The following is a 19,945-nucleotide window of genomic DNA, read 5'->3' as shown; positions in this document are numbered from 1 at the left end:
CAGAATGGCAGGCACATGACATGCCATGACATGACTGGGAAAACGGGGAGGGACCATGAGTCCGTACCGCACTGGGAGACCGTTCCGAAGGGCACTCCGTACGGCGGCGTCGGCCGTCGCCGCACTGACCCTGCTGCTCGGTTGGTTCACCGCCACCGGATCGACGGCCTACGCGCAGCAGGCCGCCGCCACCGCCACCACCGCCTCAACGGCCTTGACCGGCAAGGCCGTTGAGATACGCGGCGGCGACATCCTCTACAGCAGCAGCGGCACCCGCTGCACCGTCGCCTTCAACGCGCGCGGCGGCACCACCACTTACGGACTGATGACGGGCCGCTGCGCGCGGGGCGCCACCAGTTGGTACGCGGACCCGGCCCTGACCGTGTTCGTCGGCACCACCGAGGGCGGGGGCTTCCCGGGCGGCGACCACGCGCTCGTCCGCTACACCACCGGCACGGCCGTGACCTTCCCCGGCGAGGTCACGCTCGGCCCCGGTGGCGGGACGGTGGACATCACCGGCGCCGCCAACCCGGCGGTCGGCCAGTCCGTGTGCCATGTGAGCGGGGGGACGGGGCTCCGATGCGGCACGGTCACCGCCCTGAACATCGTGATCCGCTACCCCGACGGCACGATAAGTCAGGTCTTCAGCGCCAACATCTGCTCCGACTCCGGCGCCGTGGGCGGCCCCGCGTTCTCCGGAGGCACCGCACTGGGCGTCCTCGCCGCCGGTAACGGAAACTGCTCGTCGGGCGGCACCACGTACTACTTGCCGGTCGTGGAGTGGCTGGCGAAGTACGGCCTGTCCCTCTACTAGGGCTAGGGCTACGGGCGGTCGAGGGCCCGTACGAGCGCCGGGCGCTTGTTGTCGAACTGCCAGTCCCGCACCAGATACCGCATCGCCGCCGCGTCGTCGCGGGCCGACAGCCCGAGGCTCAGATACAGCTCGTGCGCCGCCTCCACCCGCTCCATGTCGAGGTCGACACCCAGCCCCGGCCGGTCCGGCACCGCCAGCATGCCGTTCTCGATCTCGAACGGCCGGACGGTGAGCCGCTGGCCGTCCTGCCAGATCCAGTGCGTGTCGATCGCGGTGATGTCGCCCGGAGCGGCGGCGGCGACGTGCGTGAACATCGCGAGCGAGACGTCGAAGTGGTTGTTGGAGTGCGACCCCCAGGTCAGCCCCCACGCCTCGCAGAGCTGCGCCACCCGCACCGACCCGTTCATCGTCCAGAAGTGCGGGTCGGCCAGCGGGATGTCGACGGCGTCCGCGCGTACGGCGTGCCCGAGCTGTCGCCAGTCGGTGGCGATCATGTTCGTCGCGGTACGCAGCCCGGTCGCCCGGCGGAATTCGGCCATGGTCTCGCGCCCCGAATAGCCGCCTTCGGCGCCGCACGGGTCCTCCGCGTACGCGAGGACGTCGCGCAACTCGCGCCCCAGCGCGACGGCTTCGGCCAGCGGCCAGGCGCCGTTCGGGTCCAGGGTGATCCGCGCCTCGGGGAAACGCTCGGCCAGCGCCCGTACGGCGTCCGCCTCCTCGTGCCCCGGCAGCACACCACCCTTGAGCTTGAAGTCCTGGAAGCCGTAACGCCGTTGGGCCGCCTCGGCCAGCGCGACCACCGCCTCCGGGGTCAGAGCCTCCTCGTTGCGCAGCCGCAGCCAGTCGTCCCGCGCGTCACTCTCGTCGCGGTACGCCAGGTCGGTACGCCCTCGGTCACCCACGTAGAAGAGATAGCCGAGAACGGGCACATGGTCGCGCTGCCGCCCCTCGCCCAGCAGCGCGCTCAGCGGCAGCCCGAGGTGCTGGCCCAGCAGGTCGAGCAGCGCGGATTCGAGCGCGGTGACCGCGTGCACCGTCACCCGCAGATCGAAGGTCTGGGTGCCGCGCCCGGCCGTGTCGCGGTCGCCGAAGCGCTCACGTACCGCGCGCAGTACGGTGTGGTGGTCGCCGACGGACCGCCCCACCACCAGGTCCCGCGACTCCTCCAGCGTGGCCCGGATGCCCTCACCGCCCGGCACCTCACCGACCCCGGTCCGTCCCTCGGAGTCCGTCAGGACGAGAAGATTCCGGGTGAAGTGGGCGGCGTGCGCGCCGCTGAGATTCAGCAGCATGCTGTCCTGGCCGGCGACGGGTATGACGCGGACGGAGACGACCGCCGGCGGGTGTGCACCGGGTGCGGGACTGCTCATGCGGCTTCCTTCCGGGATCGGCGCGGGACACGGCTCTCGCCGACTCTCGCTACCGAGGAAGCTAGGACGCCATTCGCATACGGGTCAAACACTTGTTTCGCATGCTGTGATACCGAAATTGAATCGGATGCTGGAGCGGACGTCCGAATCGGCCGCTCACAGGTGCCGCAGCAGGGCGCGCAGGGCCGGGTTGTCGTTGCTGGTGCGCCAGGTGAGCGACAGCTCCACCGGTGCCGGGGCCGCCAGGCGTACCTCCCGGAAGACCACGCCCGCGTACCGCAGTTGGGTGGCGGCCTCGGGGACCAGCGCGATGCCCCAGCCACCGTTCACCAGGGCGAGGATGCTGTGCACCTGGCTCAGATACTGGCTGAAGGTGGGGGCGATGCCCGCGGCGCGGAAGACACTGATCAGCAGCTCGTGGAAGTAGCGGGACTCGCTGGTGGAGTACATCAGCACGTCCTGCCGGTCGAACGCGGCGATGTCGAGCGCCTCTTCGCCCTCGCCCTCGCCCTCGGCGAGTGGATGGCCCACGGGCAGCGCGGCCACGAGCCGTTCCTGGACGGCCGGCCGGGAACTCAGCTCCGGGCTGCTCACCGGAGGCCGTACCAGCCCCAGGTCCAGGCTGGACTCGGTCAGCGCGTCGAGCTGGTCGCCGGTGACCATCTCGCGCAGCACGATCTCCACCCCGGGCATGACCGCGCGGGCGGTGTCGAGGACCTTGCCGAGCATGGAGTACGCGCTGGCCGCGGTGAAACCGATGGCGATGGAGCCCGCCTCGCCGGTGGACACCTGGCGTACGGCGAGCGTGGCCTGTTCCGTCTGGCGCAGGATGCGGCGGGCCTCGTGCAGGAACGCGCGGCCGGCGGGCGTGAGCCGTACGGAACGGTTGGTGCGGTCGAAAAGCTGGACCCGCAGCGTCGCCTCGAGGAGCTGGATCTGGCGGCTGAGCGGCGGCTGGGTCATCTGAAGACGCTCGGCGGCCCGCCCGAAGTGCAGTTCCTCGGCGACGGCGACGAAGTTGGTCAGTTGGACGAGGGTGAACAATGATGCTCTCCCGGTATCGATGGATCCGATTGTGGTGTTGGCCGAGAATGGTTTCGCGATCCTAGCCGTGGCCCTGGACCCGGCCCACGCCCACAGTCACTCGAAGTTCGGACCGACCGTTCCAAGGAGACGCCCCATGACCGTCCGCCCGCCCGTACCGCCGTTCGACCGCGCCGCCGCCCTGACGAAGGTGCAGGCCGCCGAAGACGCCTGGAACACCCGCGACCCCGAGCGCGTCGCCGGTGCGTACACGGTCGATTCCGTGTGGCGCAACCGCGACACGTTCGTCACCGGCCGGGCGGCGATCGTGGAGTTCCTGCGGGCCAAGTGGTCCCGCGAGCTGGACTACGCGCTCCGTAAGAACCTGTGGGCGTTCGACGGCGACCGGATCGCGGTGCGCTTCCAGTACGAGTGCCGCGACAGCGCGGGGCAGTGGTGGCGCAGCTTCGGCAACGAGCTGTGGGAGTTCGACGAGAACGGGCTGATGCGACGCCGCGAGGCCAGCATCAACGACCTGCGGATCGAGGAATCCGAACGGCGGGTCTTCGGTACGCGTCCGGAGAGCGAGCGCGGGCTGGAGTTCCCGCTCGGCTGATCCCTCGATGCCTCGATCTCTCGTTGCGTCGATTCGTCGCGTACGGCGGGCGTTACGCCGCGCGGGTGGCGATGCCGGGGTACGAGAGCACCAGACCGGCCTCGTCGTAGACCAGTCGGCAGCGGAAGCCGAAGGCCGGGGCCGAGTAGTCGTAAGCCTGCCGCGAGCCTTCGTCGGCGGTGCGCCGGTAGTCCTGGTCCAGCCGCTCGACGGAGAGGTCGAGCGCGCGTACGTACGCGGCCGGCGCCGCCGTCAGCACACCGACGGGCAGCCGGAAGCGGTGCACGGGAAGGGCGTTGGTCATCGCCGACGACTCCAGATCGACGTCCAGACATCCGTCGAGATACGGCGCCGGCGCCCCGTCCACCCGCCAGCGGCCCGTGCCGTCGGCCTGGAGCACCGTCGAGCGCGTCCCGGCCTCGGACCGGCCGGTGACGAGGGCCCGGCGCGTCACCCAGTCGGCGTTCAGGCTGATGTCGTAGTCCACCGTCCACGTCCGGCCGTCCTCGACGGCCGTGGTGCACCCGACGACGCGCGGCCCGTCGCCCGAGCGCCGGAAGTAGACGACCTCGAAGCCCTGTCGCGCGTGCTCGTGCGCCCATGCCGCGGTCGCCGGAGGCGGTACGAAGGTGCTCATCCCCGTACGGTTTCACGCCCTGATCGCCCCTGGGAGGCGGACCCGCGAGTCAGCCGCCGCCGCGACCGTCGTCGGTGCTGTCAGAATGCTCGGATGAACGTACGACCTAACGTGCGACTCGCGCGGGAGCGGGATCTGCCCGGCTTTCTCGGCCTGGCGGCCCAGGTGGAGCGGTGGTTCGGGCCGATGGTCGATGATCCCGGCTTCAGCGCCGCCGTGGTCGAACACATCCGTGGCGCCAACGCCCTCGTCGTCACGGACACGGACACGGACGAGGCGGCCCCGCCGCAGCAACCGCCGCTGCTCGGGGGCCTGTTGTTCGGATCCGACGCACCGACCTTCCACATCCACTGGCTTGTCGTCTCGCAGCGGGCGCGCGGACAGGGAATCGGCGCCGCGCTGATGGCCGATGCGATGAAGCGGTACGTCACCGGTCCCGGCACCGTCGAGGTGGTCACGTTCGGAGCCGATCATCCCGGCGCCGTCGTCAGCGGCGCCCGGGTCTTCTACGAGCGGCTGGGCTTCACCCCCGCCGAGGCCACCGACCCCGGCCCGGAGGGCGGCTCACGACAGATCTACCGACTGGCTGTCACCTGACGGACCTCGCTCGAACAGGCTTGTACCGCACGGCAGTTGACGCGATCCTGGGGCTGGCCGGGTGATCGGGCAAGCGCTTGCGATGACATAATCCGGCGCATGACATCTGGCGCCCCCAAGCCGCGGATCGACACCAGCAAGCCACACCCCGCCCGGCTCTACGACTACTTCCTGGGCGGCAAGGACAACTACCCGGTCGACCGGGAGCTGGCGGAGAAGCTGGCCAAGGGGGCGCAGCGGGGCGCGCGGATCAACCGGGAGTTCATGCACCGTGCCGTCGCCTGGGCGGCCAGGAACGGGTTCGACCAGTTCCTCGACATCGGCACCGGCATACCCACCGAGCCCAATCTGCATCAGATCGTGCAGGAGATCGTCCCGTCCGCACGGATCGTCTACGCGGACAACGACCCCGTCGTGCTCCGGCACGCCGAGGCCCTGCTGGTCAGCACGGCCGAGGGGGCGACCGACTACGTCGAGACCGACCTACGCCGGCCGCGCGGGGTCCTCGAACACGCCCGCCGTTTCCTGGACTTCGACCGGCCCGTCGTGCTGTCCCTCGTCGCGGTGCTGCATTTCCTCGGGGACGACGACGATCCGTACGGTGTCGTCCGGACCCTTGTCGACGCCCTGCCGTCCGGCGGCCTCGTGGTGATCTCGCACGGCACCGCGGACTTCCTGGAACCCGAACAGGCGAAGAAGGTCACCGGCACCTATCAGTCCGGGGGTATCACCCTGCGGCCCCGCACCCGGGCCGAGGTCGAGCGGTTCTTCGACGGGCTGGACATGGTGGAGCCCGGTCTTGTCCGCGCTCCCGAGTGGTACAAGGACACGCCGGCGCCGGCGAACGAGGAGAGCGGCTTCTACGTCGGAGCCGCACGCGTCCGCTGAGCACCGGCGGCACGCAACTCTGCCGACGGGCCGCGAAACCTCCCCCCTCAACCGCCGGACGGCGTGGGCGTGTTGCCCCGGATCCGCAGCTCGTACAGGCCGACCGCCGCCGCCAGCACCGCCACGCACCCGGTGAAGATCAGCCCCACGGTCCGCAGTTCCAGCAGCAGCGTCAGCGCGCCGATGCCGATCACCGGGAGCGAGATGCCGATGTACGCGGCGACGAAGAACGCCGAGATCGTGCCGCCGCGCGCCTCCGGCGGGGCCGCCGCGCCGATGGCCGTGATGGCCGCCCGGAACGCCAGCCCCTGGCCGAGGCCGCCGCAGATCACGCCGATCACCAGCAGCGTCAGCGACTCCACGAACAGGGAAGCGCCCACCAGGACGAGTCCCGCCACCAGCACCAGCATGCCCGTCGGCAGCGCCGCTCCCGCCCCCACCCGTCCCATCAGGGACTGTCCGACGGTGGAGGCCAGGAAGACCGAGAACACGACCGCGCCCGACACCGCCAGATTGCTCTCGTCCAGGGTCTTGGCGATGAACGTCGGCGCCACCGCCGTACACAGGCCCAGCAGCGCGAAGCCCGCGAAGGCGGCCAGCGCCGCCGGTGCGAAGACCCCGCGTACTTGTGGTGGCACCTTCAGCCCCTGCGGGTGCAGCTTCGGCCGGCCCGTCCGGTGCTGCACCGTCTCCGGCAGGAACCAGGTCAGGGCGACGCCCACGGCCACCAGTGCCAGCGCCGCCGCGAACGGCAGCCGCAGCGGCGACGGCGCGTACTGCGCGAGCAGTCCGGCCAGCAGCGGGCCGCACCCGAGGCCGCCCATGTTCGCCGCGGTGGCGGCCAGCCCCGCGCGCGCCTCACGGCCCGGCGGCGCCAGCTCCATCACGGTGGCGGTGGCGGCGCCGCTGAACAGCCCGGCGGCGAAACCCGACAGGAGGCGGCCGGCGAAGAGGTGGGGCAGTCCACCCTCGGTGAGGAAGAGGACCGCGCTGGCGGCGGAGAAGCCGAGCGCGATGAACAGCACCGGCCGGCGGCCCGCCTGGTCGGAGAAGTTGCCGGCCAGCAGCAGGACGGCGATGACCCCGAACGCGTAGACGGCGAAGACCACCGTCACCATGAACTCGGAGAAGCCGAGTTCCTCGCGGTAGAGCCCGTACAGCGGGGTGGGCAGCGTCGTCCCCAGCATGCCGATCGCGAAGACGACCGCGGCTCCGAGATAGCCGACCGACGGCCGTCCTGTGGTGCGCTGCGGCATGGGCACACGTCCTCACCGTTAGAAAAGGGGCATTTCACCCATATCCTCGGTGTGGCGGCACGGCGTGTCCAGCCAAGGGTCACGCCCTGGCTCCCGCCCTCGTTCCCGCCGTAGCTCCCGCCCCGGCCGCGGTGAACGCCAGCGACACGTTGTGCCCCCCGAAGCCGAAGGAATTGGCGACCGCCGCCGTCCAGGCCCCCCGGCGCGGACCGCCCGAGACGACGTCCAGATCGATCGCCGGGTCGAGCGTGTCCAGGTTCCTGGTGGCCGGCACCGTCCCGTCCCGCAGCGCGAGTACCGTCGCCATCGCCCCCAGGGCCCCGGACGCGCCCAGTAGATGGCCCGTCATCGACTTGGTCGCGGTGACGGCCGGATGCCTGCCGACGGCCTCGGCGACGGCGTGCGCCTCCGCCACATCACCCTGCGGGGTCGACGTCGCGTGCGCGTGCACCAGTCCGACGTCACCCGGGGCGAGGCCGCCCGACCTCAGAGCCGTACGGATGGCCCGCACCTGCCCCGTGCTGTCCGAGGCGGTGATGTGCCGCCCGCTGGACGTGACCCCGGCTCCGACGAGCACCCCGTGGGCGCGGGCGCCACGCGCACGGGCGAACTCCGCGCGTTCCAGCACCAGTACGGCGGCTCCCTCGCCCAGGACGAAGCCGCCGCGAGCCGCGTCGAAGGGCCGCGAGGCCCCGGCCGGATCGTCGTTGGCCGTGGACAGCGCCATCATCTGCGCGAACCCCGCCAGCGGCAGCCCGTGCAGACACGCCTCCGCCCCGCCCGCCACGACCACGTCCGCGCGGCCGAGCCGGATCAGGTCCAGCCCCATGGCGATGGCCTCCGCCCCGGACGCGCACGCGCTCACCGGCGTGTGCGCCCCGCCGAGCGCCCCCAGATCGATACTCACCCACGCCGCCGGCCCGTTGGCCATCAGCATCGGCACCGTGTGCGGCGAGACCTTGCGCGGCCCGGAGCGCTCCAGGATGTCGTCCTGGCCGAGCAGGGACAGTACGCCGCCGACTCCCGTACCGATCACGACCGCGACCCGCTCAGGATCGGCCTCCGGACGCGCCGCGTCCGCCCACGCCTCGCGGGCGCCGACCAGCGCGGCCTGCTCGCACCGGTCCAGCCGGCGTGCCTCGGTCCGCGCCAGCGCCGTCGCAGGGTCCACCCGCAGCCGGGCCGCGAGACGCACGGGCAGGTCGGCGGCCCAGGGGTCGTCCAGTACGCCGATCCCGTTCTCCCCGGCCCGCATCGCGGCCCATGTGCTCGCCACGTCGCCACCCAGCGGTGTGGTCGCCCCGAGACCGGTCACCCATACACCCGCGTCTGATTCCTGTGTCGTCCTCATGATCCGCACCGTAACCAACCAACCGTCTGGTCGGCAATGTAGGGTTCTGCCATGCCTCGTACCGATCAACTGGTAGGAACCCGCGCCCGGCTGCTGGCCGCGGCCCGCGACGAATTCGCCGCCCACGGCATGGGCGGCGCGCGCGTCGGCCGGATCGCCGAGCAGGCGGGCGTCAGCAAGGAACGGATCTACGGCTACTTCGGCAGCAAGGAGAAGCTGTTCGCCGCGGTCATCTCCGAGGCCCTGACCGAGCACGCCGAGCTGCTGGGGCCGCTGTCCGGCGATCCGGCCGAATACGCGGGCCGGATCTACGACCTGCACCGCCGCAACCCGCAACTGCTGCGCCTGATGATGTGGGAGGCCCTGTACTACGACGGGGGCGGCCTGCCCAACGAGCGGGCGCGCACCGCCCGTTACCGGGACATGGTCACCACTCTCTCCGAGGCGCTGGGCGCCGAGTCCGACAGCGAGGCGGCGAGCACGCTCCTGGCGCTCATCGGCCTCGCGATCCTGCCGACCGCGTTCCCGCAGATCACCCGGCTGATCCTCGGCCCGGCCACCCGCGCCAACCACGGCGAAGGCACCGGCGAAAACAACGGCGAAGGCACCGACGAGGACGCCGATCTACGCGCCCACATCGTCCAGTTGGCGCACCGGATGGTCTCGTCCTGAACGCCGGGCGCCGGCGCCCGGATTCACTTCCATCGAGTGAATCGTATGCTTTAGATGCGATTTCTTAATATTCGCCCCGTGGCGTGTCCCACCGGCCAGGCAGCCTGCGGGCAGGCAGCGTTGGGCCATGACACAGACCAAGGCCGTCGCGACCGGCCTGCGAGAGACGAGCCGCCCGGCCCGCCGGGACTGGACGGCCGACGGCGGTCTCCTGTGGGTGGCGGTCGTCGCCGGCGTGTACACCGTCGTTCAACTCGTCTTCGTCGTACCGGGATCCGGGCTCGGCTGGGACGAGACCGTGTACACCAGCCAAGTCAGCCGCGCCGCCTCCGACACCGCGTTCTTCAGCGCCCCCCGCGCGCGGGGCATCACCTTCCTCATCGCACCCGTCACCTCACTCACCTCCTCCGTCGACGTGCTCCGCGTCTATCTGGCACTGCTCTCGGGCGCCGGACTCTTCCTCGCCCTCCACGTATGGCGGCGCCTGCTCCCGGCATCCGTACTCGCCCTGGCCGGCGCCCTGTTCGCCGGATTGTGGATCACCGTCTACTACGGGCCGCAGGTCATGCCGAACCTCTGGGTCGCCCTCGGCTGCCTCGCCGCGGTCGGCCTCTTCCTCAGGGCCGCGCGCGACCGGACCGACCGTGCCGCCCTCATCGGGCTCGGCGTCGCGGTGGCCTTCGTCGCGCTGATGCGCCCCACCGACGCCTTCTGGCTCACCGCGCCGCTCGCACTCATCGCGCTCTCCGTCCGACGGTGGCGGCGATGGGCGCTCCTGGCCGCGCTCGCCGTGGGCGGGGCGGTCGGCTGCGCGGAGTGGATCATCGAGGCGTACGTCAGTTACGGCGGACTCTTCCCCCGGCTCGCACGGGCCAGCGAGATCCAGGGCCACCTCGGCTGGAACCTCGTCTTCGGCGACCATATGCGTTCGCTCGACGGGCGGTTGCTCTGCCGCCCCTGCGACGTCCGATGGCGGCGCCCGGCCACCGCGATCTGGTGGTTCGCCCTGCCGCTGCTCACCCTCGGCGGAGTGCTGGTCGCCGCGCGCCTGCGCCGACTGCCGCTCGTGCTGGTGCCGACGCTGGTCGGTCTGTCGATGGCCGCGCAGTACCTGCTGCTGATCGGATACGCCGCGCCGCGCTTCCTGCTTCCGGTGTACGCGCTGCTCGCGCTGCCCACCGCGCTGTTCCTGACCTGGATCGTCCGAACCGCCAAGCCCCGCCCGCTGGTTGTGGCTCTGCTCGTGGCGGCGGCGGTCGCGCATCTGTGGGTGCAGGGTTCCGTCGTCGCCGACCGCGCCGAGCGCAGCCGCAGCGACCGGGTCACATTCGACCGCATCGCGGCCGAGTTCGCGCGTCAGGGCGTCACACCGCCGTGCGTGGTCAGCGGCACCGAGGCGATCCGCGTCGCCTTCCGGGTCGGCTGCGCGTCACGGCAGACCGGGGGCCACGACGGGAGCATCACCCCCGCCGAACTGGTGGCCACCGGGCGCGAGCGGCCGGTGGCGTTCGTGGTGGCGGGGCAGGCCGGGCCACCGGCGTACGCGCGCGGCTGGCGGGTCGAGCGGATTCCGGATCTGCCGGGCCTGCGTAACTGCCGCGTGTATCTGTCCCCGTCCGTCCACGCCGAACACGGCGCCTGACGGGCGCGGCCGGCCGTGGCACGTGCCACGGCCGGCCGGGCGCCTGGTCCGTCAGACGCGCGCGACGAACTTGACCTCGACCAGCAGCTCGGGGAACGCCAGCCGAGGAGTGCCGACCATGGTGCTCGCCACCTGCGGATCCGGTCGGCCGTACGCCTCCTTGCGCACCGGTCCCGCCGCCGCGTCACCCGCGTCGGCATCGATCACATAGAGGACTTCCTCCACGACGTCGTCCAACGACGCGTCGAACCGCCGCAGCAACTCAGCCGCGTTGACATAGCACTGGCGCAACTGTTCGGCCATGTTCCCGAAGTCGGTGACCTGTCCGGCATCATTGACCGGAGCGGGCGCGACGAGCCGTGTCCCGTCGTGTGCCACCTGGCCGGAGAGATAGATGGTGTCACCGCGCTTCACCGCCTGGGCATAGCCGAAACTCTCTTCCCAAGGGACTCCGAAGTTCTCGACTTGATTCGACCCGCTGCTCATCATGCTCCGCCCATCAGAAGTGAGGTCATTGGAAGTGAATGCGTGGAGGTGAGTTCCACCAGTTCCACCAGTTCCAGAAAGACGCTATCGGGGCGGATCCGGGTGGGCCAGAGCCGGTTGTGCCACTCAGCGCAAGGATCGTGCCGGAGCGGGGAGACAGGTCCGACGGTCTTGCTCGTAAGCTAGGTTGGACAGGAAGCGTGGAGACATGGGGGCGTCATTGCGATCCGGAGACGACAAGAGAGTTGTCGCGATCCTCGCGGTGCCTCGGGTGTACGCACTGGACGTCAGCATCGCGGCGCATGTGTTTGGTCAGCATCCGGGATATCGGGTCTTTGTGTGCGGTGACCACGGTCTTGACGCGGTGGACGATCCGGGCAATGGATCGCGCGACGGATCGGGGCGCGCGGGTGTGGATGTGGCGGCCGACATCAGGCCGACGCGCTCGCTCGCCGACCTGGGGTGCGCCGATGTCGTCGTGGTGCCGGGATACGAGAATCCGCAATCTCCGATTCCCGAGGAATATCTGAAAGCACTGCGGAATTGTGTCGAGCGGGGCGCCCGTGTCGTCGCCGTCTGTACGGGCGTTTTCGCGCTCGCGGCCGGCGGAATACTGAACGGGAAGACGGCGACGACGCACTGGCGGCATACCGATCAACTCCGCTCGATGTATCCGGAAGTCGACGTCGTGGAGAATCGACTGTTCGTCGAGGACGGCGCAATTCTCACGTCGGCGGGCGCGGGTGCGGGATTGGACGCGTGCCTGCATGTCATTCAGGATGATTTCGGGACGACGGTCGCGGACGACGTGGCGAAGGACGTGGTCTTCTCTTCCGTCCGCGGTGCCGATGAACCTCAGTACGTCGACGTACTCACCCCGACCCGCGCCAGCCTCCACGCGACCCGGGAATGGGTGATCGAGAACATCGGATCGCCGATCACCGTGCAACAGATGGCGGACCACAGCCTGCTCTCGCGCAGAACCTTCATCCGGCGTTTCGTGAGCGAGACGGGAATGCCTCCCATGCACTGGGTCGCCCGGCAGCGGATTCTCGGCGCGCGCCGGCTCCTCGAGCGCTCCGACTGGTCCATCGAGAGGATCGCCGGAGCGACGGGGTTCGGTACGGCCGCGAACTTCCGGGCGATCTTCCGCCGGGAGGTGGGAGTGCCGCCGTCCGCCTACCGTAAGGCGCACGGCGCCGTGGACGCCGCTTGAGCGGGCACCGATGAGTTTCTCCGCGGCCGGCGGTCTGTGGTGACGGTTGGTGAACCGGGGTCGCGAGATCGGCCGAAGCCCGCCGACCGAACCCGCCGAGAGCCGGCGCACGAAACACCTAGGAGACCTGGCATGCGCACCCTGATCAGCACCGCCTTCATCTCGCTCGACGGCGTCGTGGAGGCCCCGGGCGGCGAGCCCGGCTACCGGAACTCCGGCTGGACCTTCAAGGACGTGGAGTTTCTGCCGGAGGCGTACGAGATCAAGGGCCGGGAGCAGGAAGAGGCCGCGGCCCTTCTGCTGGGCCGGACCAGCTACGAGGCGTTCAGCCCGGTCTGGCCGGGCATGGAGGACTTCGCCCGGTACAAGGTGATGCCGAAGTACGTCGTCTCCACCACCCTCACCGAGGACGACGTGGTGTCGGACTGGGGCCCGATCTCGATCCTGAGGTCGCTCGACGAGGTCGCGAGGCTGAAGGAGAGCGAGGGCGGCCCGATCATCGTCCACGGCAGCGCCACGCTCAACCGCAACCTCTCGGACGCCGGCCTCATCGACCGCTACCACCTGCTGGTCTTCCCGCTGCTGCTCGGCGCGGGCAAGCGGCTGTTCAGCGAATCGGACAACGACACCCAGAAGCTGCGGCTCGTGGAGCACGAGGTGTACGCCAACGGCCTCCAGAAGAACGTCTTCGACGTCGTCCGCTGACGGTGCTCCCTGCCGGGCCGACCGCTGCGACCGCCGGGAGCACGCCGGGTGCCCGGTGGGGGAGCGGGACCGGCCGGTCACCCGAAGAGGCGCACCGCTGACGGGTTGTCCGGCGTGTGGCCGAGGACCATGGTGGACTGAGGCGTCACCAACCACCGCCGGGGACAGCGCACCCGAACTCCCCGTCCGATCCGAGATGAACGGTGAACGCAGCCGTCCGACGCGAGGAAGAGGAGACGCGATGCGCGGCAGCGGGGCCGGGACGCGATCCTCCGAAGGACATACGGGCGCCGGGAGCGGTCGGTGAAGGCGCTCGACGGACCGACCGGCCATGTCGTCGTGGTCGGCGCCGGACTCGCCGGGCTCGCCGCCGCCCTGCATCTCCTCGGTGCCGGACGCGCGGTCACCGTTGTCGAGCGCGGTATGCGTCCCGGCGGCCGGGCCGGTCGCCTCGAACGCGGCGGCTATCACATCGACACCGGCCCCACCGTCCTCACCATGCCCGACCTCGTGGCGGAAGCCTTCGCCGCCGTCGGCGACACGCTCGCCGACCGGCTCGACCTCGTCCCCCTGCACCCCGCCTACCGGGCGCGGTTCGCGGACGGCAGCGCACTCGACGTCCACACCGGCGCCGACGCGATGGCGGCCGAGGTCGAACGCTTCGCGGGGCCTCGGGAGGCGCATGGCTACCGGCGGCTGCGGCACTGGCTGGAGAAGCTGTACGCGGTCCAGAGCCGCCGTTTCATCGACGCCAACTTCGACTCGCCGCTCGCACTGCTCCACCCCGACCTGGTCCGACTCGCCGCACTCGGCGGCTTCGGCCGGCTCGACGCCCGTATCGGGTCGTTCATCTCGGACGAACGTCTGCGCCGGGTCTTCTCCTTCCAGGCCCTGTACGCCGGAGTCCCGCCCGCCAAGGCCCTGGCCGCGTACGGCGTCATCGCCTACATGGACACCGTCGCCGGGGTCTACTTCCCGCGCGGCGGCATGTACGCCCTGCCCCGCGCGATGGCCGACGCGGCGGCGGGCGCGGGCGCCGACTTCCGTTACGGCCACGACGTCACGCGCCTGGAGCGGTCGGGCGGCGGTGTCGGCCGGGGGCCCGGCGGTGGGTCGGGTGGCGGGCCCGGCGGTGGGTCCGGTGAGCGGATCACCGCCGTCATCACCGGCCGGGGCGACGACCAGGTACGTATCCCCTGCGACGCGGTCGTCCTCACGCCCGACCTGCCCGTCACCTACCAACTGCTCGGCCGGCCGCCGCGCCGCCCCGTAGCGCTGCGGTTCTCGCCGTCCGCAGTGATCCTGCACGCGGGCACCGACCGCACCTGGCCGGGGCTCGGGCACCACACGCTGTCGTTCGGGCACTCCTGGAAGGGCACGTTCCGGGAGCTGACGCACACCGGGAGCCTCATGAGCGACCCCTCCCTGCTCATCACCCGTCCCACGGCCACCGACCCAAGCCTCGCCCCGCCCGGCCGCCATCTGCACTACATCCTGGCGCCCTGCCCCAACACCCGTATCGGGCCCGGCGTTCAGGAGTGGGCGGACCTCGGCCCGCGCTACCGCGACAGGCTCCTCACCGAACTCGAACGGCGGGGTCTGGACGGACTCGGCGCCGCCATCGAGGAGGAGTGCCTGGTCACGCCCGGCGACTGGGCCACCGAAGGGCACGCGGCCGGCACCCCGTTCTCCGTCGCCCACACCTTCGCGCAGACCGGGCCCTTCCGCCCGCGCAATCTGGTGCGCGGCACCACCAACGCCGTCCTCGCCGGATGCGGCACCACCCCCGGGGTCGGCGTCCCCACCGTCCTGATCTCCGGCAAGCTCGCCGCCGCCCGGGTCACCGGTTCCGACAGCCGGGCGAGCGTCCGCGTGGCGCGACAGGGACGGCGCGCATGACCGACCGTGAACTCGACGCCGCCGGTATCGGCGACCCCTGCCTGCGCGCCGCCTACGCCCGCTGCCGCCGGCTCAACGCCCGGCACGGCAGGACCTATTTCCTCGCCACCCGCCTCCTGCCCGTCGAACGACGCCCGGCCGTCCACGCCCTCTACGGCTTCGCCCGCCGGGCCGACGACATCGTCGACGACCTCGAGCACCCCGCCACCACCGCCGAGCGCGCGGACCGACTGAGCCTCCTTCAGGAGCGGTTGACGGCCGGGCTGCGCTCGGGCCGCAGCCGCGAACCGGTGATCAGGGCGCTCGCCCACACCGCGAGGACATACGGCATCGACCACCGGTTGTTCAGCGACTTCCTGGCCGCCATGCGCAGCGATCTGACGGTCACGGACTACGCCACCTACGACGACCTGTGCCGCTACACGCACGGCTCGGCCGCCGTGATCGGCCTCCAGATGCTGCCGGTGCTCGGCACCGTCGTCCCGCGTGAGGTGGCCGCCCCGCACGCCGCCGCGCTCGGCGTCGCCTTCCAACTGACCAACTTCGTCAGGGACGTCGGCGAAGATCTCGACCGGGGCCGGGTCTATCTGCCCGCCGATCTGCTCGCCGCTCACGGAGTCGATCGCGAGCTGCTGGAGTGGAGCCGTACCACCGGCGCCCGGGACCGGCGGATCACCGCCGCGCTGAAGGCCGCCGTCGCCCTGACCCATGGGGTCTACCGGGAGGCGGCGCCCGGCCTTGCCATGCTCGACCCGGTGTCCCGCCCCTGTATCCGCGCCGCGTTCGTCCTGTACGGCGGGATCCTCGACGCCGTCGCCGACGACGGGTACGCCGTGCTGCACCGCCGCGCCGTCGTACGGCGCCGGCGGCGGGCCGCTGTCGCCGTCGACGGGCTGGTACGGGTGGCGGCGGCCCGCACCAGAGCCGCCGTGCGCGTATCCGGCACGCGGGCCGTGACCACTGGCGTCCATCCGAAACGGGCACGGGCACGGGCACGGACGCGGGCGGACGCCGTGCGCGAGGAGGTGGCGTGAGCGCGCGGGACGGCGGTTCGCGGGGGAGGTACCCGCTGCGGCTGCGCCGAGCGGCCGTCAACTGGGAGCAGCAGAAGCCCAGTTGGCGCGAGGCCCGGCCCGGCCTCATCGCGGCGGCGTTGCGGCGGGCGCTCGCCAGACCGTCGGGCAACTGGTACGTGATCGGCGCCGCCCGCGACGTACGGCCCGGCCGCCCGCTGGGCCGCACCGTGGCCAGCGTCGAACTGGTCGTGTGGCGCGACGAGTCGGGGCGCCTGGTGGCCGGCCCCGGCGCCTGTCCGCACCTCGGCGCGCCTCTCAAGGACGGCAAGGTGCACTGCGGCACGCTCATCTGCCACTGGCACGGACTCGCCCTGGACGGCGGGCCGTTCGCGGGCTGGGAGCCGTTCCCGGCCTACGACGACGGGGTGTTGGCGTGGGTACGGCTCGACCGGGTAGGCGGGGAGCGCCCGTTGGACCGGCCGGTCGTCCCGCCCCGGCCCGAGGCTGCCGACTCCGTCGACGCCGTCTACACCGGCTTCGGGGTGTGCGAGCCCGAGGACGTGGTGGCCAACCGGCTCGACCCCTGGCACGGCGCCTGGCTGCACCCGTACTCCTTCGTGGATCTGACGGTCCTGTCGGCCCCGGAGGAGGACGGCGAGGGCTCCGACGAGGATGACGGCTTCGCCGTGGACGTCTCCTTCAAGGTGGCCGGGCGGGTGGTCGTCCCCGTACGGGCGGTCTTCACGGCGCCCGAGCCGCGCACGGTCGTCATGCGCGTCACGCGGGGCGAGGGGCGGGGCTCCGTCGTGGAGACCCATGCCACCCCGGTCGGCCACGACGAGCGTGGCCGGCCGCGTACCGCCGTCGTCGAGGCGGTCGTCGCCACGTCCGACCGGCCGGGATTCACCGCCGCACGTACTGCGGCTCCCGCCCTGCGCCCGCTGATGCGCGCCGTCGCCGGACGCCTGTGGCGCGACGACCTCGCGTACGCGGAACGCCGCCGGCACCTGCGGAGCCTGGGGCGGTTTCCCGGCTAGGCCGTGTTTCAGAAGTAGCGCCGTCCGCCCGGAGGGCGGGCCCAGCGGCGTCCGGTGCGTGCGGTCGCAAGGCGGAGGATCGCCCTCGTACTGGGCGTACTTGGGCGACTCCGACAACGCGGCGAGCGGGCGTGCCGGGCGTCGCCGGGCAGGCGGGACTTCTAAAACACGGCCTAGGTGTATTGACCCGGAGGGCCTGTCCTCAGCCGTCCTCGGGCAGATGGAAATAGACGGTCCCCGACCGCCAGGGGCCGTCCTCGGTCATCTCCGACCCGATCACCACGTCCAGGATCTCGACGGGCCCCAACGCCTCAATGCTGTCGGCCAGTCGTCGCAGGAGCGCCGGAACGCTGTCGCAGCCCGGACCGGCGGGGTTGGCCTGCGAGAAGTGGCGTACGGTCCAGTGCTGCCGGGGTTCGGTCATGGGCAGATGGTAGGACCCCCTGAGCCGTGTCCGCGAAGTCCCGCCTGGCCCGCGACGCCTGGACGGCACCTCTCCCCCGTAGCCGCCGAGGGGGCACGGGAGGTGCCCCCTGCGTTGTCTTCAGTCGGCCAAGTACGTCCAGTACGAGCCCGATCCTCCGCTTTGCGATGCACCGCACCAACGAGACATCAGCCGCTCCGCGGCGGGCGCGGGCCCCGCCCCCCCCACGGGCGGACGGCGCTACTTCGAAGACACGGCCTAGGTATCCGTACTCATGTCCCCGCACCGCCCCGCCCGGCAGGGTGTTCGATATGAGCAACCTGCCCGTCGCGCCCCCGGCCTTCGACGCCTCGGTGAATTCCCGCGTGGGGCGCGGTCCCGACGTGGGGATCACCTGCGGGCTGGTCTTCCTCGAGCTGATCGCCGTGGCCGTGATCGTCGTCGTGTGGCCCTTCCTCGACCATTTCGACCTGGACCCGGCCACGAGCGTCGAGTCGGTGTCCCTCTGGCGCTATCTGCCCGCCCTCGGCGGCGTCAGTGTGCTCGCGTTCGCGGGCGCCGTGATCGCCTCCCGCGCGCGGGCCACGGTGACCGCCGTGAGCCAGGGCTCGATGGCCGTGCTCGTCGCCCTCGTCTTCTTCGCCGGAGCGGCGCTGCAATCCCACGAGGACGAGAAGAACCGCCCCGTCCCCGCCCCCACCGGGCCCGTGGGCTGTCGCAGCGGCGGCGACAACAGCGAGTGCGAGCGGTACGGCGGGTGAACCGGTCAGGGGCGGCGCCGTGCCAGATGTACCAGCGCGCGCAGCCCCGCCGACCGCCCCTTGTCCGGTACGGTCCACAGCGTCTGACCGCGTACGCCCCATCGCTCCAGCAGCGCGTTGGCGGCAAGGAAGCCCGTGGTCGCGGCACGTTCCATGAGCGCCACCGGGAGATCCGTACGCACGACGTCGCCCGCCACCATCACGTTCGGGTCCGGCGTGCGCACCGTGGGGCGGTCGCCGTAACCGCCCACCGGGAACAGCGGGCAGTCCGCACGCCACTCGTGCCGCGCGTCGACGGCTCTCGCGTCCCGGGTCTCCGGATAGACGCGGTGCAACTGCTCGACCAGCAGGCGCTGTCGGTCGGCCCGGTCGGCGCCGGGGGCGACGGCGTACGCGTGCAGTTCGATCACCGAGCCGCCGGTACGGGCCGCCCACCGCGCCGCCTCGCCCTCCCAGCGGTCGAGCACGCTCACGTTGTCGAGCCCGCCGAACCCACTGGTCCCCAGGAAGCCGGGCCGCTCCGCCGCCACCGGACGGTCCAGCCACAGCCGTGACACCAGGAACGGCGGCGCGTCGCGCAGCCGCGCGATCCGCTCCCGCCACGGCGTGTCGCACAACCGGTGCGATTCGGCGACTACGTGGCGCAGCCCGCCGCTGTCCAGCGCGAGCACCAGGGCGTCGTACGGGTGCGGCCTGCCGGCCGCCGTCACCGTCAGACCGCCGCCGACCGCCGGCGCCACCTCTTCCACCGCCGTACCGGTACGCAACTCGACCCCGTGCCCGGTGAGATACGTGCCCAGCGGCTCCCACAGAGCGGCCGGGAAGGGTTCGTCCGGGACATCGAACAGCAGGCCCTCGCTCGACCCCAGGAAGTAGATGTGGAACATCAACACCAGTTCGGCGGCGGACAGTTCACCCGGATCGCAGAAGAAGCTGCGGGAGAACACCTCGAACGCCAGATGCCGCGCCGCCTCGGGAAAGCGGATCCGGGACAGGAAGTTATCGGCGCTGACCGCGTCCAACTCCTCGTACACCTGGGGCACTCGGACGTCGAGGAGGGGCAGCGCGGCCCTCGGATCCATCCGGGCCAGATCGCGCAGGCCGAAGGTGGGGCTGAGAGCGACGAATCCCAGGGCGCTCCACGGCGGTGTGCGCGGGACGCGCGTGAAACTGTCGTACAGGCCCGTGCCGCCGCCGTGGCGCAGCGGATAGTCCGGCAGTCCGGTGAGCATGCCGAGGCCGGGATCGGCACGCCGGAGCAGACCCCGGAGGTTGTAGTACTGCCGGAAGAAGGCGTGGAAACCCCGGCTCATGGTGGCCGTCGAACCGTCGGCCAGGGTGACGGGCCACCCCGTCAGGCGCCCGCCGAGGCCCTGTTCACGCTCGTACAGCGTGACGCCCACCCCGCGCTCCGCGAGCGCGGTCGCGGCGGCGAGCCCCGCGATGCCGCCCCCGACGACCGCGACGCGCGGCGCCTCACCGCCGCCGAACCGGTCGCGCCCCGGCGCCGGCCGGATCACCCGCGCGCGACGGTC

20 protein-coding genes are annotated in these 19,945 nt (G+C 71.5%); 12 read left to right on the top strand and 8 right to left on the bottom strand.

The genetic code is table 11. The annotated features are described in order from the left end of the window. The first annotated feature begins 55 nt into the window (after nt 1-55). Nucleotides 56-814: a S1 family peptidase gene (locus tag OG329_RS01815; RefSeq protein ID WP_405792111.1), complete on the top strand. Its 759-nt coding sequence runs from the start codon at nt 56-58 to the stop codon at nt 812-814. A gap of 8 nt (nt 815-822) precedes the next feature. On the opposite strand, the gene OG329_RS01810 is transcribed toward OG329_RS01815, so the two are convergent. Together OG329_RS01810 and OG329_RS01805 are read right to left on the bottom strand one after the other, a co-directional pair. Then, the gene (locus tag OG329_RS01810) at nt 823-2,184 is read right to left on the bottom strand and encodes an enolase C-terminal domain-like protein (RefSeq protein WP_405792109.1); all 1,362 of its coding nucleotides are present in this window, start codon (nt 2,182-2,184) and stop codon (nt 823-825) included. Nucleotides 2,185-2,340: 156 nt separating this feature from the next. Beyond that, nucleotides 2,341-3,228, bottom strand: a complete 888-nt coding sequence (locus OG329_RS01805; protein WP_405792107.1) for a LysR substrate-binding domain-containing protein — start codon at nt 3,226-3,228, stop codon at nt 2,341-2,343. 136 nt (nt 3,229-3,364) lie between these two features. Here OG329_RS01805 and OG329_RS01800 point away from each other — a divergent pair, with 136 nt between their 5' ends. Beyond that, the gene (locus tag OG329_RS01800; protein ID WP_405792105.1) at nt 3,365-3,823 is read left to right on the top strand and encodes a nuclear transport factor 2 family protein; all 459 of its coding nucleotides are present in this window, start codon (nt 3,365-3,367) and stop codon (nt 3,821-3,823) included. Between the two features lie 52 nt (nt 3,824-3,875). Here the strand turns inward: OG329_RS01800 and OG329_RS01795 are convergent, their stop codons facing one another. Further along, nucleotides 3,876-4,460 carry a putative glycolipid-binding domain-containing protein gene (locus OG329_RS01795; protein ID WP_405792104.1) on the bottom strand — a complete coding sequence of 195 codons (585 nt, stop codon included), beginning with the start codon at nt 4,458-4,460 and terminating at the stop codon, nt 3,876-3,878. A 93-nt stretch (nt 4,461-4,553) separates the two neighbouring features. Between OG329_RS01795 and OG329_RS01790 the strand changes: the two genes are divergently transcribed. Together OG329_RS01790 and OG329_RS01785 are read left to right on the top strand one after the other, a co-directional pair. Continuing rightward, entirely contained in the window at nt 4,554-5,057 is a 504-nt protein-coding gene (locus OG329_RS01790; protein ID WP_405792102.1) for a GNAT family N-acetyltransferase, read from the top strand. Between the two features lie 99 nt (nt 5,058-5,156). Next, a complete protein-coding gene (locus OG329_RS01785) occupies nt 5,157-5,945 on the top strand; it encodes an SAM-dependent methyltransferase (RefSeq protein WP_405792101.1) in 789 nt (262 codons plus the stop codon). Nucleotides 5,946-5,992: 47 nt separating this feature from the next. Here OG329_RS01785 and OG329_RS01780 read toward each other — a convergent pair whose 3' ends face one another. Together OG329_RS01780 and OG329_RS01775 are read right to left on the bottom strand one after the other, a co-directional pair. After that, nucleotides 5,993-7,201, bottom strand: a complete 1,209-nt coding sequence (locus OG329_RS01780) for an MFS transporter (protein ID WP_405792099.1) — start codon at nt 7,199-7,201, stop codon at nt 5,993-5,995. Nucleotides 7,202-7,280: 79 nt separating this feature from the next. Further along, nucleotides 7,281-8,552: a beta-ketoacyl-[acyl-carrier-protein] synthase family protein gene (locus OG329_RS01775; protein WP_405792097.1), complete on the bottom strand. Its 1,272-nt coding sequence runs from the start codon at nt 8,550-8,552 to the stop codon at nt 7,281-7,283. 51 nt (nt 8,553-8,603) lie between these two features. Here OG329_RS01775 and OG329_RS01770 point away from each other — a divergent pair, with 51 nt between their 5' ends. Together OG329_RS01770 and OG329_RS01765 are read left to right on the top strand one after the other, a co-directional pair. Next, entirely contained in the window at nt 8,604-9,224 is a 621-nt protein-coding gene (locus OG329_RS01770) for a TetR/AcrR family transcriptional regulator (protein WP_405792095.1), read from the top strand. Between the two features lie 127 nt (nt 9,225-9,351). Then, complete coding sequence (locus OG329_RS01765; RefSeq protein ID WP_405792093.1) at nt 9,352-10,866, top strand: ArnT family glycosyltransferase; 1,515 nt, start codon at nt 9,352-9,354, stop codon at nt 10,864-10,866. 51 nt (nt 10,867-10,917) lie between these two features. On the opposite strand, the gene OG329_RS01760 is transcribed toward OG329_RS01765, so the two are convergent. After that, the gene (locus OG329_RS01760) at nt 10,918-11,352 is read right to left on the bottom strand and encodes a Rid family hydrolase (protein WP_405792091.1); all 435 of its coding nucleotides are present in this window, start codon (nt 11,350-11,352) and stop codon (nt 10,918-10,920) included. Between the two features lie 220 nt (nt 11,353-11,572). On the opposite strand from OG329_RS01760, the gene OG329_RS01755 reads away from it, so the two are divergent. From OG329_RS01755 to OG329_RS01735, 5 genes are all read left to right on the top strand, one after another. After that, the gene (locus OG329_RS01755) at nt 11,573-12,568 is read left to right on the top strand and encodes a GlxA family transcriptional regulator (RefSeq protein WP_405792089.1); all 996 of its coding nucleotides are present in this window, start codon (nt 11,573-11,575) and stop codon (nt 12,566-12,568) included. A 132-nt stretch (nt 12,569-12,700) separates the two neighbouring features. Further along, on the top strand, nt 12,701-13,273 hold the full coding sequence (locus OG329_RS01750) for a dihydrofolate reductase family protein (protein ID WP_405792088.1): 573 nt from the start codon (nt 12,701-12,703) through the stop codon (nt 13,271-13,273). A 303-nt stretch (nt 13,274-13,576) separates the two neighbouring features. Then, on the top strand, nt 13,577-15,172 hold the full coding sequence (crtI, locus tag OG329_RS01745) for a phytoene desaturase family protein (RefSeq protein ID WP_405792086.1): 1,596 nt from the start codon (nt 13,577-13,579) through the stop codon (nt 15,170-15,172). Then, a complete protein-coding gene (locus OG329_RS01740; RefSeq protein ID WP_405792084.1) occupies nt 15,169-16,206 on the top strand; it encodes a phytoene/squalene synthase family protein in 1,038 nt (345 codons plus the stop codon). The genes crtI and OG329_RS01740 overlap by 4 nt, the downstream gene beginning before the upstream one ends. Continuing rightward, nucleotides 16,203-17,225, top strand: coding sequence for a DUF5914 domain-containing protein (locus OG329_RS01735; protein ID WP_405792082.1), 1,023 nt, complete (start codon nt 16,203-16,205; stop codon nt 17,223-17,225). Before OG329_RS01740 ends, OG329_RS01735 begins: the two co-directional genes overlap by 4 nt. 202 nt (nt 17,226-17,427) lie before the next feature. Here the strand turns inward: OG329_RS01735 and OG329_RS01730 are convergent, their stop codons facing one another. Further along, nucleotides 17,428-17,649, bottom strand: a complete 222-nt coding sequence (locus tag OG329_RS01730) for a hypothetical protein (protein WP_405792080.1) — start codon at nt 17,647-17,649, stop codon at nt 17,428-17,430. 311 nt (nt 17,650-17,960) lie between these two features. Here OG329_RS01730 and OG329_RS01725 point away from each other — a divergent pair, with 311 nt between their 5' ends. Further along, a complete protein-coding gene (locus tag OG329_RS01725; RefSeq protein ID WP_405792078.1) occupies nt 17,961-18,410 on the top strand; it encodes a DUF6234 family protein in 450 nt (149 codons plus the stop codon). Between the two features lie 5 nt (nt 18,411-18,415). On the opposite strand, the gene OG329_RS01720 is transcribed toward OG329_RS01725, so the two are convergent. Then, the gene (locus OG329_RS01720) at nt 18,416-19,930 is read right to left on the bottom strand and encodes an FAD-dependent oxidoreductase (RefSeq protein WP_405792076.1); all 1,515 of its coding nucleotides are present in this window, start codon (nt 19,928-19,930) and stop codon (nt 18,416-18,418) included. Between the last annotated feature and the right edge of the window lie 15 nt (nt 19,931-19,945).

Origin of the sequence: Streptomyces sp. NBC_01506, from assembly GCF_045040295.1 — a bacterium.
GTDB lineage: Bacteria > Actinomycetota > Actinomycetes > Streptomycetales > Streptomycetaceae > Streptomyces.
The sequence above is the reverse complement of the archived record's forward strand: the minus strand, read 5'-3'. Positions and strand labels throughout refer to the sequence as shown.